General features: G+C 36.6%; 10 protein-coding genes. All 10 read right to left on the bottom strand.

Translation table 11 applies throughout. From position 1 onward, the window contains the following. Nucleotides 1–547 precede the first annotated feature (547 nt). The 10 genes from HHU12_RS19385 to HHU12_RS19340 all read right to left on the bottom strand — a co-directional run bounded on the left by HHU12_RS19385 (nt 548) and on the right by HHU12_RS19340 (nt 19,165). A complete protein-coding gene (locus tag HHU12_RS19385) occupies nt 548–3,997 on the bottom strand; it encodes a T9SS type A sorting domain-containing protein (RefSeq protein WP_169658394.1) in 3,450 nt (1,149 codons plus the stop codon). Between the two features lie 365 nt (nt 3,998–4,362). Beyond that, entirely contained in the window at nt 4,363–5,802 is a 1,440-nt protein-coding gene (locus HHU12_RS19380; RefSeq protein ID WP_169658393.1) for a sulfatase, read from the bottom strand. A 166-nt stretch (nt 5,803–5,968) separates the two neighbouring features. Then, a complete protein-coding gene (locus HHU12_RS19375) occupies nt 5,969–7,456 on the bottom strand; it encodes an arylsulfatase (RefSeq protein ID WP_169658392.1) in 1,488 nt (495 codons plus the stop codon). Nucleotides 7,457–7,477: 21 nt separating this feature from the next. Then, on the bottom strand, nt 7,478–8,617 hold the full coding sequence (locus tag HHU12_RS19370) for a glycoside hydrolase family 43 protein (RefSeq protein ID WP_169658391.1): 1,140 nt from the start codon (nt 8,615–8,617) through the stop codon (nt 7,478–7,480). 197 nt (nt 8,618–8,814) lie between these two features. Continuing rightward, entirely contained in the window at nt 8,815–10,149 is a 1,335-nt protein-coding gene (locus HHU12_RS19365; RefSeq protein ID WP_169658390.1) for a hypothetical protein, read from the bottom strand. Nucleotides 10,150–10,743: 594 nt separating this feature from the next. Continuing rightward, nucleotides 10,744–11,565, bottom strand: a complete 822-nt coding sequence (locus tag HHU12_RS19360) for a T9SS type A sorting domain-containing protein (protein WP_169658389.1) — start codon at nt 11,563–11,565, stop codon at nt 10,744–10,746. Nucleotides 11,566–11,935: 370 nt separating this feature from the next. Then, complete coding sequence (locus tag HHU12_RS19355) at nt 11,936–13,987, bottom strand: hypothetical protein (RefSeq protein WP_169658388.1); 2,052 nt, start codon at nt 13,985–13,987, stop codon at nt 11,936–11,938. Between the two features lie 261 nt (nt 13,988–14,248). Next, nucleotides 14,249–16,195 carry a hypothetical protein gene (locus HHU12_RS19350; RefSeq protein WP_169658387.1) on the bottom strand — a complete coding sequence of 649 codons (1,947 nt, stop codon included), beginning with the start codon at nt 16,193–16,195 and terminating at the stop codon, nt 14,249–14,251. 52 nt (nt 16,196–16,247) lie between these two features. After that, entirely contained in the window at nt 16,248–17,276 is a 1,029-nt protein-coding gene (locus tag HHU12_RS19345; protein ID WP_169658386.1) for a T9SS type A sorting domain-containing protein, read from the bottom strand. Nucleotides 17,277–17,452: 176 nt separating this feature from the next. After that, nucleotides 17,453–19,165 carry an Ig-like domain-containing protein gene (locus HHU12_RS19340; RefSeq protein ID WP_169658385.1) on the bottom strand — a complete coding sequence of 571 codons (1,713 nt, stop codon included), beginning with the start codon at nt 19,163–19,165 and terminating at the stop codon, nt 17,453–17,455. Nucleotides 19,166–19,176 lie beyond the last annotated feature (11 nt).

Below are 19,176 nucleotides of genomic sequence, written 5' to 3'. Positions count from 1 at the left end.
CATTTTGTTGTCATAATCTCATAAACAAATATAAAACGCTCATAATCAACTATTATTCATATCTATAAAATTTACTTTTTTGAAAACCTTATTTTAATGTAAAGCTGTATGTATAATGAAACTGATAGTAAAAACTACCAGCTTCTCATTTATACACACATCATCTCTATCCTTAACTTGCAAACAAAGCATAAAAATAGTTAGGGGTTATAAGATCGACTATTAGAATATTTCTTATGACTGAATTCTATCCTCCATTTTTAAACTAGCATAGAGTATCTTATTAATAAGGAATGAAAATGTTATGGTCCTCTAGAACCAAAATTTTGATTTGGGCTTAACCTCTTTATAAAATGCAAATGGATTTTAGCCCTTGTAGGAAGAAAAATAGATAATAATGTAGACATAGTTAGTTCTATTTTATAGTTCGTTTTTGGATAAAATAGTTAGGTGTTTTTTGAATTAAGCATTAAGATAGTCCAGAACACAAACCACCTTAATGCTTAATTTAAATATCAAGACTTCAATTTATAAGCTACAGCACCTTTTAGAAAATAATCTTACGAGATGCTTTTCCTTCTGTACCGATGATCTGTATAATCAATAACCCTTTATTCAAAACTGTTACTTTCTGTGTTCTGTTTGATAAAGTCATCGACTTCAAGACTCTTCCATTCAAGTCATAAATATAAAGTGACTTTCCATCGAGATTCACATCCGAGTCGATGCTCAATTCTGTAGCGGCAGACTTATAAATTTTAAGGTTCGCCAATCCATTCTCAACAGAAGCAATCACATCAGAATTGAAGAAAACAGAGTATGTCAGTACTGTTGAACCGTCTTGTGCAGTGACTTTGACAAAAGCCATATCTCCAAATTCTTCTGCTTGCTTGATCTCAACGGTTGCAAACTCACTTTCTGCCACAGCTGTAATTACTGGTACTTCTGTTGAATTCACCGAAATTACGTAGTTGGCTGAATCACTTTTAAAATCTACTACAGATACACCGTCAATCAGTAAATCTAATAATTGAGCTTGACTAGAAGGTGCTTCTTCTTCAAAAGTTACGCTGTATGAAAGTGTAACCGTTGGGTCTTCTGCAGTCACTACAATTATTGCTGAACCACCCACTTCTGTTGCTTGTGTAATCACCACTTTTGCTACTCCTGTATGACTTTCCGTAGCTGAAACAACTGGAATTTCAGTCGTGCCAAAAGGTAAAGTGTAAGTATACTCTAAAGTTGCCGATTGAAATCCCTCAAGCTGTGCCCCATCTATACTGATGGAAGCCAGGTCTGCATCATTGGACAATACTTTATAATTAATAGTTAAAACATTTTTTGTGATGCCGTCTTGAGCAGTTACTGTGATGGTGGTCGTTCCTGCTAAATCAGAAGCCTCGTCGATCACTATTGTCGCATCTGCATCTCCTTTTATAACAACTGTTGCCGGTACTTCCACTGCATCAGGTGCAACGCCAAACGTATAATTTCCTTGATCAGATGTATATCCCAAATCCTTTCCACCTACTGTTATTGAAGTAATAGAAGCGTCTGTTTTTGGCAAAGCTACCGTAAAATTCAATTGATAAACTTTCTTTGTTATACCATCTTGTGCCGTCACTGTCACCTTCACTGTAGTTGCTTCCTCTACCTTTACAGCATCCGAGATCACGAGATTGGCCACTGAAGAGGAAGCCTTGGCTGTCACTTCTGGAATTGCCGTCGTTCCATAAGGAAGTAGGATATTGTATTCAGTTACATTTTCTGCAAAACCGTCTACCATTATTCCATCAATCATCAGCTCTTCTAAAGTAGCGATATCAGAAAGTGAAGCGGCGATTGTAAAATTAAAAGTATATACTTCTTGTGTCTGCCCATCTTGAGCGGTTACTGTCACTGTAGCCGTTGCCACTACTCCTTGTTCTACATATTCTGATACTACTGTAGTGGCATTTTCATCTTTTTCTTCAACGGTAATTACAGGATAATCAGTCGTTCCAAATGACAATTCAATGTCATAGCTTTTCTTAGCAACATCAAACTCCTCGAAGGTTTCACCATCAAACATTACTTTATTCAAAGTTACATCTGTACTTGGCTCTCCAAATGTAAAAGTTACTGTATAAACCTCCTGAACTTGTATATCTTGAGCGGTTACTGTCAATGTTACCACTGCACTCTCAGCTGAAATTACAGGTTCTGAAACATCTACTGATGCGGACTCGTCATTGACTACACCTGCAACTACTGGAAAAACCGTTGTTCCAAAAGCGACTTCTTGTGTGTAGGTTTTAGTCGATGCATTAAAATTCTCTGGAGTTGTGTCATCAATTGTCAGATCCTTTAATGTCGCATCTGTTCGTGGTGCTCCTTCTGTGAAATTGATTGTATAATCTAATGCGGTAGAAGCATCTTTAGCCGTTACAGTCACCGTTACTTTAGAAAAACCATCAACTTCCACAGGTGCCCCAACATTTGCTACTGCTCCTTCCACAGCCACTACAGCTTCTACTGCAGGAATTTGAGAAGAACCATACGCTAATGCTACATCATAAGAAGTGGTGGATGGAGAGAAACCTTCCACCGTTGTTCCTCCTACTTTCAAATCCGATAAAGTAGCATCTGAATCTTCTGAAAGTGACGGTATTCTTAAATCAGCGATGTAGTATTCTGTACCTGTTCCTGTGTTCGCATTGTCTGTACCAAAAATGATTTCAATCGCATCAAAAGAATATGTATCATCAATATCTGCACTGTAGTCAAAAGAATATTTTGTCCATGCATCAAATGTTGTAATTGCTTGTGTTTTGAGGGGCTGTGATTGTGTACCATCTTGAGTATTGATCATTTTTACCATGATATTATTTTCCTCAGGGTAATTATCCTGTGTTGGTACAAAAAGCTTTAAAGTCACTACATTCTCTTTACCATAAGCGATTTTACCATTTAGCTTATATCTCAAACTAGAAGATGGATTTTCACCTTTTACAATTTTTCCGACTTTCGTCTGCATCAATACTTCTTCTCTCGAGGGGTTATCTTCAGTAGTTAAAGTTAAACCGTTGATCGCTTCAGCCGTTAACCCTCCATTTCCATCAAAACTTTGGATTTGAATCAATTCAAAATTGTTCACCACGTTCTGTGCAGTCCAATCTGAAAGGGTATTTCCTGCTTCATCCGCCATAGCCCCAGAAGTCATGCTTATTGTCAAGTTATTGCCATATGTAACTCTTTCTGTCAAGGTGATTTCAATCTTACCGTCTACAATTGCTGTACTTGAAATTGCTTGTGTAACATCACCTGCTTTCACTTCAAATTGAGCATCTGAAGTCGCTAAAGCAGAATGACTTACTACATGAACTAGTACCTTCTGGCCGTCAGCTGAAGTAGCCGCTTTCACGAGCATTTTACCCACATTAATTTTGGGACCTTTAATATCTTCAAAATAAAACGACATTCCTTCTCCATCCGCACCTGCAGTTTGATAAAGCGGGAAAATTCTAAGGTTTTCATATACCGTTCCTTCAGGAATTGAGGCTGGATCTACTTCATACACGTATTCATGCCATTCATTAAAAGATGGAATAGGCATGGAACCTAAAAACTGTGTGCCACTGTTATTGTTGACGTCTCTTAAAATAATCGCCATCGTTTGATTTTCAGGTGCTTCACCGACTGTTTCAGCATATGCCCTGAATGAGATTTTTGTACCTTCTGAAAAGTCAAATTCTCCATTAGATCTGAAACGAACAAAAGCGTTGGGACCTGCTTGTCGTGCTAGCACACCTACTTTATTATGTTGCGTCTGATCAGGGTTTTCAATAATACCCCAAGTACCCCAGTTTAATTTATCAATTTCTAATAAACTAGGTTGTCCTTCATTGTAATAAGAATAGTAGCCGTTAGTTTGTGCCTTCGCAACAGTCACTTTGAGTGCTATTAATAGGCACAATAGACATAAATAAATAGTTTTGTCAGTAATGTTTAATTTCATTCCATTGTCTATTAAGTAATAAAAAAAGTAATATTTTGGTTAGGCAAGTTTACTTTATTCTATCGCTAATCTTTTTCTTGAAATTTTCAAAGACTTGCTGTTTTATCAAACACCTTTATAGTATTCATTTTCAAGTATTTAACCTTATTTTTAGGTGTTTTATGTTGAATAATTATCTTTTCTGATCAAGAGAAATACTCATTTCTTTCATGTTTATTAAAGGAGGCTTTTTGAGAGAAGAGTTAAGAATGTGGAGCTTGTTGTGACTGGCAACATGGTTGAATAAAACCTAGATATCATTCATTTATGGAATGTTGCAAAATCCTGTCGTTACTAACCACCTTAACTCTTAACTCTTAACAAAATTACTGATACTTCTCTAGTTCCGTTTTCTCCTTCGCAGCATCATACTTCGGATTCGCTTCTGTAGGAGTTTTACTTCCTGTTTCTTTCAACCAATCCTGTAATAGTTGATACATTTCATTCGCTTTCTGAGGATTTTTATCTGCTAGGTTATCACGTTCTGAAATATCATTTTCTAAGTTGTAAAGTTCCTTTGCATTGTCTTCATAATAATAATGCAATTTCCAGTTTCCTTTGATCACAACAGATCCAGGGCGAGTTCTGAATAATGCATCTCTTGCGTCATCTCCGCCTTTACTATAAGCTTGTAAGTAAATAGGGAAATGAAAGAAAATAGGTCGGTCATTTTCAAAAGAACCTTCGTCTGCTAGTAATGGAACGATAGAATTGCCATCTAATGGATAATTTGCAGGCATTTCTGTTCCTGTTAATTCTAAAACTGTAGGTAAGTAATCAAGGTGTGTCACTCTGTTTTGAATTTCTTTGCCCTCTGCCCACTTTCCTTTCCATTTGAATAAAGTAGGTACTTTAATTCCTCCTTCATAATAAGAACCTTTTCCTGCTCTTAATGGCAATTGATGGGAGTAAGTATAGATACCGCCATTATCTGATGTAAAAATAATGATTGTATTATCTGTAAGCTTCAGTTTATCCAACGTTTCCAAAAGACGGCCTACATTCCAATCTGTATTTTCGATTAAAGCCGCGTAATCTAAATTCACTCCATGACCATCTTTTTGTTTGACGCCTTTGTATTTCTGCTTTAATGCTTGTTTTCCCATCAAAGGGGTATGGATAGCATAATACGGCAAATAGAGGAAAAAGGGCTGTTTCTTTTTGCGTTCTTTCTTTAAATATATGATCGCTTCATCAGTAAGCCGATCTGTCAAATACTCTCCATCCTCACCATCTTCAATATTGAATAAGCTGTATGGACTGAAATAGGAATTAGGGTGTCCTTTCGGGCCGGCAGCAATAGCATAATCAAAACCATGATAGCGAGCATCTTCACTCAAATGCCACTTTCCAAAAATTGCTGTCTGATAGCCATTTTGTTGTAAAAGACTTCCCATCGTATAAGCTCCTCCTTTCAAGTGTTTTTCTGTTGGTACGGCATTTAATTTTCTACTGAAAACCGGACCTCTATTGGCAGGGGGAACTGTACTTATACCATGTCTTGAAGTGGTCTGCCCCGTCATCAAACAAGCTCGGGAAGGAGCACAGTTTGCAGCACCTGCATAACCGTTGGGGAAAATAATACTTTCATTGGCTAGCTTATCAATATTGGGTGTATGGTATTCTTTACCTCCATTATAACCAACATCGGCCCAACCCATATCGTCTACATTGATCAGTAAGATATTTGGTTTCTGATTTTTCTGAGCATAAGCTTGAATTCCTATCAGTAGGATCAAGCCTATTTTTATAAATGATTTTAACATGATTCTTTTATTATTTTTTTGAATGAAGAATGAAGAAAAAATGGTTCGTGTTGTTGTTTTTTAGTGGTTCAGTGGACGTTGCAATGCAACGTCCCTACAATGGTTCTACCAAAAATAAGGACCACATCACGAACTGCTTTCTTAACTCTTCACTCTTAAGTCTTACCTATTTTAAATACTGTTCTCCAGGCATTTTGAAATCTTCTGATCTTTCTCTAGCAGTCGCAAAAATTGTTTTTACTTTTTCTACAATTTCAGGATACTGTGCTGACACATCCTTTTCTTCTCCTGCATCTACAGATAAATCATAAAGCTCTATTTTTGATTTCTCAGGTTTATTCAAATGATATTGAACTCCTTTCCATTTCCCAAACCGTGTAGCAACTCTTCCGCCACCGCCATGGAATTCCCAATACATATATTCATGCTCTTTCTGCTGTTTTCCTTTTAATGTGGGAAGGAAAGAAATACCATCGATATTATGATCTTGAGGAATTTCTGCTCCAACAATCTCTGCAAAAGTAGGCAAGACATCCCAAAATGCTGAAGGGTGATCTGAAGTGGATCCTTCTGTCACTACTCCTTTCCAGCTAACGATCATAGGAACCCTAATTCCACCTTCGTATAAATCTCTTTTCACTCCTTTGAAAGGTCCGTTTGAATTAAAGAAATAAGGATCTGCACCTCCTTCAATATGCGGACCATTGTCTGATGAAAAAATAACAATGGTATTCTCATCAAATCCTTTTTCTCTCAGTTTTTTCATGATGTCTCCCACAGAACGATCCAAATAGGTCATCATTGTTGCAAAGGCCGCATGAGGATATTCTTGATCACCGTACACCCCTTGAATAAAACGCTTTTCTTGTGAGAATTCTGGATCGGTATTCTTTTGATCTTTAAAACCTCTTTGCTGAGGAAATAACTTCTTGAACCTTGCGAAAGTGGTGTCATTCGGTACTAGCAATTCTGCATGAGGAATGGTATAAGGCAGATACAAGAAGAACGGTTCATCTTTTTGTTGATCGAGAAAATCTAATGCTTTCTGATGGACAATGGCATGTGCGTATTCTTGTTTTTCGTCTTTCTCATTTCTTTTCAAATCTACTTTTTCACCATTGTGACGCAAATACAAAGGATAATAAGTATGAGCTAAACGTTGACAATTGTAACCGAAAAACTCATCAAAACCTTGTGCGTTGGGTGCACCTTCTGAACCCGGAAAACCTAAACCCCACTTGCCAAACATACCTGTAGTATAACCTTTAGATTTTAGCATTTTGGCTATATTAAAAGTATTTTCTGATAGTGGATGCTGTCCTTCTGGATATACTTCTTTATTTCCTCTTACAGCTGTATGTCCTGTATGCTGTCCTGTGAATAAGGTGGAGCGAGAAGGAGAACAAACACTGCTTCCGGCATAGTGATCTGTAAACTTCATGCCGCTATTTGCCAGTGCATCAATATGAGGTGTAGAGAATTTTTGCTGTCCATAGCAACTCAAATCACCCCACCCTGCATCGTCACATAAAATATAAACGATATTGGGTAGTTTCGAACTCTTTGCTTCCTTCTGTTTATTCGACTTGCTTGATGCACAACCGAAAAGTAAAAAGGGAAAGAGGAAAAACAGATATGATTTCAATAATTTCATTTTATTAGGCTAATTCATTCATTAAAATACTGTCAGATCCCAGTTTTCTTTCCATTCTAAAGCGATTTTATCTTCTTTAAATTGGATTGGCAACCAGATATATTGTCCATCAATCGGGTTTTCTGGCGTCCATCTATCACCCATATAAATAAAAGCATCTTTCTTTCCTTGCACTGGTAAAATATAAGTACTCTGCGACTTGAAAGTGGTTACCGCTTCCTCCCCAATACACGGATTTCCTAATTCAGTCCATGGGCCAAAAATGTTGTCTGCAGAAGCTGATCTTGCCGCATTTGGTGCCCATCCTGTACAGTCAGAACCTATAAAGTAATATTTCCCTTTTGAGGTTTTAAAGATCGTTGGTGCTTCCATATATCTATTGGGGAATACCCTTACAAATTTTCCAGAGTGGGATAAATAATCATCTGAAAGTTCAGCAATGTGCAAAGTACTGTTTTCCTCAGATGAATACAAGTGGTATGCTTTACCGTTATCATCAACAAAAAGGTTCATATCTCTAGCCATTTGACCAACAGCATAATCACGGCCTAAAAGGTTTAGAGAATCAACATGACTCGGCAGGCAGTCTTTACCGCCACAGTAACTTTCTTTTACTGTATCTGCCACAGGCAATTTATGAAAATCTTGCACATTTATAGGCCAGTCTTTTTGATTGGGTCTTATTGATTTCACATAAGTAAAAGGGCCAGTGGCTGCATCGGCAACTGCTATTCCTGAACGGGCGGCATCATATCCTTTGTCTTTCAGTTCCAAATGAAACCACATCACAAACTTCTTGGTCTTTTTATTATAGATCACTTTAGGTCTTTCAATAATAGCTCCTTTTGCAATATCAGACTTCATATCAACGGTATCAACTGCTAATGCAATACCTTCATCTTTCCAATTGTAAAGGTCTTTGGAAGAGTAAACATGTACGCCCACTTGTGCTTTGTTTCCTGCACCACCTACAATTTTATGTTCACCATACCAATAATAAAGGTTGTCATGAAACAGAATTCCTCCTCCATGAGCATTAATATGTACTCCATTGTTGTCTTGCCAAGTTTGCCCTGGTGTAAAGCTTTTCAGTTTACCCTCCTGTTCCGAAGTACAAGCAAACAATAGAGCGATTAGTGATAAATAAATAATTCTTTTCATGATGTTTAGTCTATAATTAAATGATAAAATGAGTGGTTGTCCATAAACTCAAAAAACTTCCATTAGCTTTTGATAATCAAACCTTTGAACCTCATTAAAAAAGTAGTCACACCCTACTTTTCAATCTATATGTAAATGGTTATCCTGCATCTGAAAATCAGAAACAAGATCATTTACCTTACTATTACAAATTATTTCTAGTTGACTTTATCAGGATATTCGGCACCTTCTAAATCTTTAAAATAATATTCAATTCCCACTGCATCTTTGTCCTTATCAGGGCTTGCTATCATAATACCGATTCTGTCATAAGTTGATGCTTTAGGTTTTTGCTTTCTAAAATCAAGTGTATATTCCACCCATTGATCAAATTGTTTCACCTTAGCTTTAGCGTTCATCTGAAGTTTTGAATCTTTGTTCTGTAACAGAAAATCAATACTAGGATTAGTGATTTCTTTTCCTGGGTTCTTTACGTAGATTTTTAATTTAAAAACCTTTTGCACTCTCATATCTATGGGTTGCTGAAGTTTTATATAGATGCCATCCCAAAGTGCATCACCTCTTACAAATTTCCCCACCTTTTGGTTTTCCTTTTCAGGATCTGCAACATTTGAAGTCCAATTACCTGTCCCTGCACTTCTGAAGCTTTCAACATATGGATTATTTTGAGCAAAATCTGTAAATAGTTGTAATACCAACGGTACTTTATTCACTACTTTTCTATTTCTAAAGAACTTCAGTTCCTTCTCCCCAACATCAGTAATTTTCCCTTTGGGGTAATTCAGTTTTATATTATCGGTATGTCTTATTTTCTCATTCAATGAAATGACAATTCTTCTCTTCTCGAAATTCACTTCACTGACCTCCAACTCTTTGTAACCGTTTTTAATGACTTTAAATTCTGCTTTCTTAATTTTTGATTTCAAGTCCTCTTTTGAAATAATATCCATAATCACCTTATCTCCTTCACTGTTTGTTCTGGCATTGAATATTACATTTTCAGAATAGATGCTTGGGCCCGTTATGCTTTTCAGATACACGTCATTTCCTACTGCTTTCCCTTCCATATCATTTGCAAAGCAACTTAAGATCACCACATTATAATCTTTGATGGCTTCATCTCCAGCAAAATCAAGTTTATAGGTCACCCACTCATCAAACTTCTCAATGTAAAAAGACCTGTTCATCTGTCCCTTTCCACCTTCTCCATCTTGTCTCAAAGTAAAATTAAACCTGTATTTATCTTTTTCTTTTTTAGGTTTAGGGATATATAATGTCACTTCAAATTTACGATCACCAGAAACATCAATCTTTGAAGGCAATTTCATCATCATTCCAGCACTCCTTCCTTCTCCTCTTGTGTATTTAAATGCTGTTCCATCACCGGTTGGACTTGTGGTTTGCATACCCTTTCCATTCCATGATTCAAGTTTAGCTAACTGCATTTCACCAAAATAGGTGATCTGTGACCAACCTTCAAAACCAATACATATCAGAACTATACTTAATGCGAGCGTAATAATATTTTTCATTCTAATTCATTAAATTAAAAAAGTATTCCTAATAAGTTATTTCCATTATAAATCCTGTAAGATGGACCATCGTAGAATAAGTAATTTTAATAATATGGTTTGTTTGCTTCATTTAAGGTCAATTTCTTTGGTACATCAAAAATTATGTATGGAAATATGATAGAACAAAAATAGAATCAGTATTAATATTTCTTTTTCTGATAATTTACATTCTTTTGTTATAATCAAAAACTCCACCTCATAGCATTCATATCTCTGTATATCAGTATATTAAATTCCCACAACTCGATTTTTAAAAGAAAAATATAAGTAAGTCTTCTTTGTTGCTTTAGCTATTCTTGAATGATACTTTATAATTTTCTCACTTCTCATTCAAGCCAATATTTTACATCATGATTATTACATCATTAATTTAGCAAGACCTCCTTACTATCATTTAAATAAAACAGAAAAAAGTAACAAAAAACACATTATCAGTATTTTGAAACTCCAAAAATCAATTATTTATCATTTAATATTCTTTTAAAAAAAGCAAAGTGGTTTGTATAAGCATTACAAACTATAAGCTCATACAAACCACCATAAAACATGCTTCTACTCGATCATAATTCTTTCAAAGTAAACTTGACTTTTATCAGAGATTTTCAAAAAATATACACCTTTGGATAAACCTTCTAATACTATTTTCCAGCGGTCTCCCAGATAATGAGCATTTTTCAGAGGGTATTGACGCCCCATGTCATCAAATAACTCAAAAGTAAATGACTCAGCTTTTTCTATAGTTCCTTCTTTTGTCACATAAACATGATCTTTAGAAGGTATGGGATATACTTTGAGGCTGTGATTATCAATCTCATCAGTGTAAGTATCCTCTTTCCTTGAATTAGAGTTAACCATTAAAACAGCATCCTCAGAGATGGTGATTTTTTCTATATTTGAAAGATTACTTGTGGTACTAAACTCTAAAGTTTCATGGCCTTTTAATGCTAATTCCGTCAAATTAAGCGTAGCATTTTGATAAACGATAGAAGTTCCTGTACCTTCCATTATCACTTTTCCCGCAGAGAGTTTTCCCAAAATATGAAAGTTCCCCGATCCATTGATCTTCACTGTCCCTATCAAAAGATCTAACTGCAAGTCTCCATTCTCCATGACAGATAAACTTGCGTCACTCTTAACTGTAAGGCTTCCAAATGATGGTGTCTTGAAATCAATCACAACTGCATGTTGGATAAAAATATCATCTCCAGCCGTGGGGATATTGCCACCCAACCAATTTGATGTATTATTCCAATCTGCAAGAGAAGAAATGGTATTCATAGTGATTCGAGTTGCTGCTTTAGTAGTTAGTGAAAAAAGAGTAATAGCACTCACGTACACTACTGTGTAGAGCGTTTTTTTAGTCATTCGTTTCATAGAAATACTTTGTGTTTAAGTAATTAATTTATTTCATACAAGTGAAATAGCTGTAGCGGTTTAGATGTAGTTTGAGATATTAAGTACACTGTAAACTGAGTGATCGTCAACTTTCAATCGATTTTTCTGCAAGCTTTTTATGATCTACTTCCAAGCCGAGGGAGCACTACCCAATGAATAGAGTAGAGAATCCACTGGCGTGAATGTTAAGCGTAAGCGTCAGTTGTGTTCTTCAGATCATCAGAAATCTCCTGATTTCTAATTAGAATAATTTAGTTTACAATGTATTAAGTACTGTCTGCTCCGTTTTTAAAAACTCAAACTTTTCATCTTCCACATCAACCATTTTTCGTTATTATAAATAGGTGATTTAGTTCAAATCAGATTCACTATACACTGTGGTATCTGCATACCCCAACAAGCCTACGTATTGTGTTGTCTGTTTGAAGGGCGTGCCATCAGTGTATTTATAAGGGTCGTATGTTGGGATATAATTGTTATTGTATTTGATAAGAAAAACAGGTTTGAAATTGATGTTTACCGGACGGTTACGAAGTTCCAGATGGACGGGAGCGTTACTTGAAAGTGTTGGCATTTCACCTGCACTACCGCGTCTCCATTTATACAAGGGTCCTTGATCAAAAGAAGAGATCGTTTCTACCTTGGTTTTTTCAACGAGATCATATTGGTCAATCAAACTTTTTACTTCACTTACACTGCCAAATACATAATAGTAGCGGGCAAACATGCTTTGGCCTTCATTGAGATCTTGATAACGGATTACCTCTGTAACGTTGTAATTACGCCACTCCGTTTCGGGGACTCCTGCTGCATTATTAGCTGCTTTTCCAAAACGAACTACATCATTTCTGCCATTGACTGCAAACTGTTTTCCGAAGACAAGGGCCATTGCATCATCTGTATTATTTTTCCCTGACGCATATAGAAGCCAGCCTCCTGTATTTTTGATGTCTAATGTGGATGACGCATTGGTATAACCGGGCATTTCTGCATAGAACTCTCCTGATACGGAACCGTCTGAAGTTTTGTCACCCAGCATCACCTCAGGGTAAGTGGTCATTCTTACTCCACCCCAAGGGACATTGAAAAAGTCTAAAACATCTGCACCGAAATTATAAGCCAAATGGGTAATCTCTATCACCCCGTCTGCTACTACTCTATACTTGGTGTAAATAATCGATTTGGATTGATGCACATTAGCCCCCACGTTTTTATCCAAATGCCCTTGCTGTGCCCAATTTGCCATTACATACGTGTTCGCATCAAGCTGACCGGACATAAGGACTGGGGAATAGAACGGTTCTTCCATGTGATCTACATAGAGATAGGTTCCGGCTTGATGTATAAAATACTTGGGGGTAGATTTGTCGTACAGTTTCTCAATATTCACTTGTACAAGCTGGAAAGCTTCATCAATCCAAGGGGCCATTTTCTTATTGGTAGCATCTCTATGCTGAGGTGGGACAGCCTCCTTTCCTGCTCCATTTCTGATAGAATATACTTGTCCACCTTTGGCAATTCCCATATCAAAAGAACGCTTTGATGAACCGTTTGCATCATGTTCGATTACTGCAAAGACGGCTCTTTTTTCATCATTGATGATAGTCTCATTAAAGGCGGTGTTGGGGTCATCTTCAAAAGTAGTCCATGGTGAACCAATAAAAGGCACTTTACTGTCCGTTATAGCAGAAATGTTGGTCGTTCCATTGGTAGCAATTGAAGCTTGTCCGTCCGTAGGTATAATTTCCAGAAAGGCTTGCGGTAGTTCTAACGCTTTGCTCAAAGTCACTACCCAATTGTTGTTCTGCTTGCTAAAAGTAGCATTAAAACCCGGAAATCCTCCGCATAAATAAATCTCACCAATATGCGTCATGTTATTGGATTTGAACAACTCAAAAGTCCCTTCACCGCCATTATAAGCACTTCCGTCTACGTTTACGGTGATGTGCGAAAGCGTCATCCATTGATTGGTTTCTACTGTACTGACTCCATTGTTTCCGAAAGTGAAATTAAAGGTAACGGCACTTTGCGTTGAGTTGACATTCAAACGATCCATGGTAATACTTGCCTCATCTCCTGTGATATTCACTTCGGGATGATTGGAAAATTTGACTTGTCCGTTCACTAATTCTACTGTCCCTCCTGTGATGTTCATGTTATCACTGATCTCAATGATATCATAAGGGGCTGTACCTTCAATTCTGTAGGTTCCTTGATCTATTGAAATGTCACCATCATCGCTTGAGGTGGCTTTTGCTGTCAAGGTTACTAATAGAAAAAACACACTTAAAATAAAGAAGAGTTTTTCTCCCTTCCATTTCTTCCAATAGGGTCGAGTACTTTTAGTAGCACTAAAAGAATTTTCAGGTGTGTTTAGTCGCAATTGTTCTTCATGTTTCATAGAAATAAAAATTAAAAGTAAATAATTCATTGTTTTGGGAGCAGACTGTTTATTTAAAAAGGGTGTTCTTTTTTCTTTATTTTTCAGATTGAATGTTAGTTCGATAGTTTTTAGATGTAATAGTTAAGAAGTAAGAAAATGGTTTTTGATGTGATGCTTATGGTAGTTGGTTAGGGCATTGCAATACAACACCCCAACAGTATTATTTTCATTTTGGGGTAGAATAGACTTTACTAAGTATACCGTTGAACCATCTTCATTTCAATACAAATCTTTCTCATCATAGATCCTTGTATCGGCGTAGCCTAATAATCCAATATATTGGGTATTTCGCTTGAAAGGTTTCCCTTCTGTATACTTATAAGGGTCGTAAGTTGGAATATATTGATCATCATATTTGATCAAGAAAACGGGCTTGAAATTTATATCAACAGGGTTATTTCTCAACTGTAAATGTACGGGTGCTATACCGTATAAAACGGGTTTTTCACCCACTGCATTACGACGCCAATTATACACCCTGCCATCATCTGATGTTGAAACTACTTCTACCTTCGTACTTTGTACTAGATCATGATCATCAATTAAATTTTTCACTTCACTGACACTGCCAAACACATAATAATAACGTGCTAAGAGCGACTGTCCTTCTGTCAAATTCTGGTAACGGATTACTTCCGTCACATTATAATTTCTCCATTCTGTTTCAGGTTCATTGTTTCCATTTTTTGAAGCACTTCCAAAACGTAACACGTCATTTCTGTTGGGGTTCACGGTAAAATCTTTACCAAAAACTAAAGCCATTGCTTCATCGGTATCTGATGTACCGGCACCATAAAGCAACCATCCTCCAGTATTACGAATATCAAATGTTGATTCTGAAGTTGTATAACCCGGCATTTCTTTAAAAAATTTTCCTGTTACAGTACCATCAATTGTATTTTCACCCAACATCACTTCAGGATAAGTCGTCATTCGTACGCCTCCCCAAGGTGCATTGAAAAAGTCCAGTTCATCTTCCCCAAAATTGTACGCTAAATGTGTCACTTCAACTACACCTTCTGCAACTACACTGTATTTTGTATATATGATAGACTTTGAGTGATGTATGTTATCTCCAGTGGTTTTATCTAAATGTCCCTGTTGAGCCCAATTTGCCATCACAAAAGTATTTTCATCCAATTGAGCCGACATCAAGACGGGGGAGTAAAAGGGCTTTTCCATATGATCTGCATAGAAATAAGTGCCTGCTTGATGAATAAAATAGTGAGGTGTTGAGGTGTCGTATTGCTTTTTTATATTGACTTGAATCAACTGAAAAACTTCATCAATCCAAGGAGCCATTTTCTTATTTGTTGCTTCTCTATGTTGTGGCGGGATCACCTCTTTTCCGGTACTGTTACGGATAGAATAAACCTGTCCACCTTGCCCTATTCTCATCTCAAATGAACTTTTATCCGAATTGACAGCATCATGTTTTATGGAGGCAAATAGTACTGACTTTTCATCATTAATGATGGATTCATCAAAATAGGTGTTGGCATCGTCTTCAAATGTTTTCCATGGTGAAGTGGACGGTGAAGCAGTGGTATCAGTTATTGTAGTAATTTTAGTGCTCGCTGTAATAGGGAGAGTTTGTTTTTCTTCTGCAGGAAAAATATTGAAATAAGAAAAGGGAAGCTCTTCCATCTTCCTTAAAGTCACTGACCAACTACTGTCGTTTTTACTAAATGTACTTTTATAGCCGGGAAAATCTACCAGTAAGTGTATTGGAACGTCACCCATCAGGTTATTGGATTTGAATAATTCAAACGTTCCTGTATCACCCGCATAAGCACTCCCATCAACAGTGATAATAGCGTGTGATAAAGACATCCATTCATTGCTAACGATTTTACTAATACCCTTCTCATTAAAAATGAAATTGATCGTTACTGCCGATTCCTCTGTGCCTGCATTTAAACGGTCCATGATAATTGTGGCACTGTCTCCATTAATATTCAACACCGGATGATTGGAAAATTGAACTTCACCGCCTGTCAATGACACAAAGCCTCCATCAATATTTATATCATTGCTGATCAAAATAATAGGGTCTTCGTTTTCTGTTCCAAATAGTGGAGTGAATACGAAAGAAAGAAGAAAAAGGGCATATAAATTCAGTCGCCAATGAAGCGTCTGATTAATAAAATCTTGAAGAGGGATCATGAAATTGTTATTGATGTGTTGTGTTTAAGTTGATGCTTTCTAATGTTTGTTTTTATTGAATCAGTATTCTTTCAACTTTCACTAAATTCTGATTTGAAATTTTAAGAATATACAAACCCTTCTGTAAATGATGAACTGCAAGTTGCCAACGTTCCGTTTGATAGCTTTTATCAAATAGAGGATATTTACGGCCCACTTCATCAAAAATCTCAAAGTCACATTCCTTTAAATCCATTGCATTTTCACTTTCTATATAGATGTGATTTAATGCCGGAATTGGATATACTTTAAAACTGATATCTTTGTCTAATAAAGGTATCGAAGATATAATTTCTTCAGGGTCTTTCTCTGATCTTTTGACGATAAAAGATGAATTTCCATGTATAGAAAGTTGACCCACTTCAATAATTTCAGCCATCGCATTTCTCAAAAGCTTTCCTTCATTTTCTAGCGTTACTTTTTTAGTATCAATTGAACCTTCAGCAAAAGCTACTTGTGCTTGATCTTGAATAAGAAGGATTTCATTTTCAAAAAGATTTCCTCCTTCTGTGAAAGTGACATTTGCATTTTCTTTTACTTCAAAATTGGTATTGGCAATGATTCCTGTGATGGTCAAAACCGCCTCTTCTGACACACTAAAATTATGCTTTACGATAATGATTTTCGGTGTACTGATTGTAGAAGTACCACTTCCTTTTAAAAGCACTTCATTTGTAAATAATCCGCCAGAAATAGTAAAAGCCCCTGTTCCATTTACGGTCAAAATTCCATTTTGTGTATTCAGCGTCAAATTTCCTTTGGTAGCTACTGATAAACTTGCTCCATTTTCTACCGTTACACTGCTAAACTCAGTGGTAGTAAAAGCAATAATTACATCATGTGCTATGGAAATATGGTCGCCACTTGCAGGGATTCTTCTACCTTCCCAATTCAATGCATTATTCCATTCTTCTGAAGAAAAAATCGAGTTGGCTGTTGTGCAATGTACTGCTTCAACGGTAATAGAGAAAAGAAAAATGATACTTGTAAATACTATACGATGGAAAGCATTTCTTATAAAGAAGCTATCACAATGATTCATATTGTTTTGTTATTATGACGATGTTTTTTTGTGGGAAGGGAGAGTAGGGAAGAGGGAAGAGTTAAGAAGGAAGGTGGTCAATGTTGAGATCCAATAATTATTGTAAAACCTTATTATGAATCACAACACGAACCATTTTTCTTCCCTCTTAATTCTTAACTCTTAACCCTCCTAGATCAATCTCTCAAATGAGGACCTGTAATTTTATCTACATAGAAGACCATCCCTTCAGAAGTTGTTGCTTCATTGTTGTAATCCAAATCATTATAGGCGAAGTGAATGATTACATTGGTATACACACGGTCATCAGGATCTTCTACACCAGAGAAATCAAAGACATATCTTACCCATTGTCCGTATTTCTCAGGATCTACTCTGATTTCTTGTCTTAACATTCTTGGATTCTCACCAGCCTGCGACATTCTCATTTCAAGGTTTTTGTACGTCACCTCTCTTCCTGGATCTTCCACTTTTACCCATACTGAAAACAGACCGTTGTAACGTAGGTCAATTTCTTTTTCAAGCTTGATATTAATATCTGCCCATTGATGTTTTTTACGTGTCAGTTTCAATAACTTACTTTGCTCACCAGAGGCATTTTCTCCCACTACAACTTCTTGTTGCAGGTTACCACCATGAATGATACCGTCTTCTTTCGGTATATTGATATTGTCTGGGTTATCGACACTGAAATAATGAATTTCTGACTGTACTTTAATTTCAAAATGAGCAATATGTTCTTCCCCTACAATTGTTCTTACCGTCACTGTAGCAGTACCATCTCCTGTTACTGATCTTACGATTCCGTTTTCATCCACTACCAGCACACTTTCGTCTGATGATGTCCACTCTAAGTTTTTGTTTGGAATTACACTGCTTCCGTCAAGTGTTGTACATTCCAAATCAAGATATTGACCGCTTTTCTTCATAAAGTTGCCTCCTGTTTTAGAGCGTATGCTGAGTCCTTGCAGTTCTATCACTTTTACATTAAATGGTCCCGCAGAGATCTTTCCATTTGAAATAAATAAAGAGGTCTCTCCTGCTTTTAAAGGTTTCAATAAGGTCTTTTCTTCCACTACATCCAATACTTCTTTATCGGTACTGAAATAAAGGAAATCAATCTCTGATCCGTTTTCTGGTAAATAAGAAACTTCCGGAACGGCTGTGATGTCCTTGAACATAATGATAGGATCATCTTTAACAGTAATGCTTGTCAATGGAACAGGGTTCGTTACCTCCACAATCAGAATATCTGAAATTCTGTCACCATCTTCATTTAAGGTTTCAACCCCAATAAAAGTGGTGCCTAGTTTTTTTCCTGAAATTTTTCCCGATTGATCTACTGTTGCAATAGAAGGGTCTTCTGAATAGTATCGGATCAGTCCCATATACGCAATATCATAAGGTACTGTCAATGCACCAATTTGTGTAGTTCTGCCTAATGGAACACCGATGTTCTCCACTTCAGTGTCTTCATCTACTTTGATCAAAACTCGGCTCACTGTAACAACGGGTGTACGGTCTTGTGCAACAACTACATAAGATGTGTCTGCTTGACTTGTGATCTCATTCGTTGCCACCACAGTAGCGTAACCCTCTTGCAAGCCTATTACTTCCCCTGTCTTATCATCTATACTCAAAACTTCAGGGTGATTGAGCACTCTCCATGAAACCCCATCCATCACTTCATCATGTACTTTAGAATACGCCATAAATGTAAGTGAATCACCTTGTCTTAAGGGAAAGGGTAACTGCCAGGGGCTAATTCTTAATTCCTCTTCACCTTGATAAGGAGGAATTTGGTCCTTCTCTTCAGTATCTTGACAACCAATTATCAACGACACAAAGAACAATAAGGATATATATTTAAATAGATTAATATGTTTCATCTTAATACATC

The sequence above is a fragment of the Flammeovirga aprica JL-4 genome, from assembly GCF_012844305.1.
In the GTDB taxonomy this organism is placed as follows: domain Bacteria; phylum Bacteroidota; class Bacteroidia; order Cytophagales; family Flammeovirgaceae; genus Flammeovirga; species Flammeovirga aprica.
This window is presented reverse-complemented; position numbering and strand designations above follow the sequence as displayed.

Bases quoted from the DNA above. Each gene is read 5' to 3' on its own strand.
- HHU12_RS19385 (WP_169658394.1), bottom strand. From the start codon at position 3,997: ATGAAATTAAACATTACTGACAAAACTATTTATTTATGTCTATTGTGC.
- HHU12_RS19380 (WP_169658393.1), bottom strand. From the start codon at position 5,802: ATGTTAAAATCATTTATAAAAATAGGCTTGATCCTACTGATAGGAATT.
- HHU12_RS19375 (WP_169658392.1), bottom strand. From the start codon at position 7,456: ATGAAATTATTGAAATCATATCTGTTTTTCCTCTTTCCCTTTTTACTT.
- HHU12_RS19370 (WP_169658391.1), bottom strand. From the start codon at position 8,617: ATGAAAAGAATTATTTATTTATCACTAATCGCTCTATTGTTTGCTTGT.
- HHU12_RS19365 (WP_169658390.1), bottom strand. From the start codon at position 10,149: ATGAAAAATATTATTACGCTCGCATTAAGTATAGTTCTGATATGTATT.
- HHU12_RS19360 (WP_169658389.1), bottom strand. From the start codon at position 11,565: ATGAAACGAATGACTAAAAAAACGCTCTACACAGTAGTGTACGTGAGT.
- HHU12_RS19355 (WP_169658388.1), bottom strand. From the start codon at position 13,987: ATGAAACATGAAGAACAATTGCGACTAAACACACCTGAAAATTCTTTT.
- HHU12_RS19350 (WP_169658387.1), bottom strand. From the start codon at position 16,195: ATGATCCCTCTTCAAGATTTTATTAATCAGACGCTTCATTGGCGACTG.
- HHU12_RS19345 (WP_169658386.1), bottom strand. From the start codon at position 17,276: ATGAATCATTGTGATAGCTTCTTTATAAGAAATGCTTTCCATCGTATA.
- HHU12_RS19340 (WP_169658385.1), bottom strand. From the start codon at position 19,165: ATGAAACATATTAATCTATTTAAATATATATCCTTATTGTTCTTTGTG.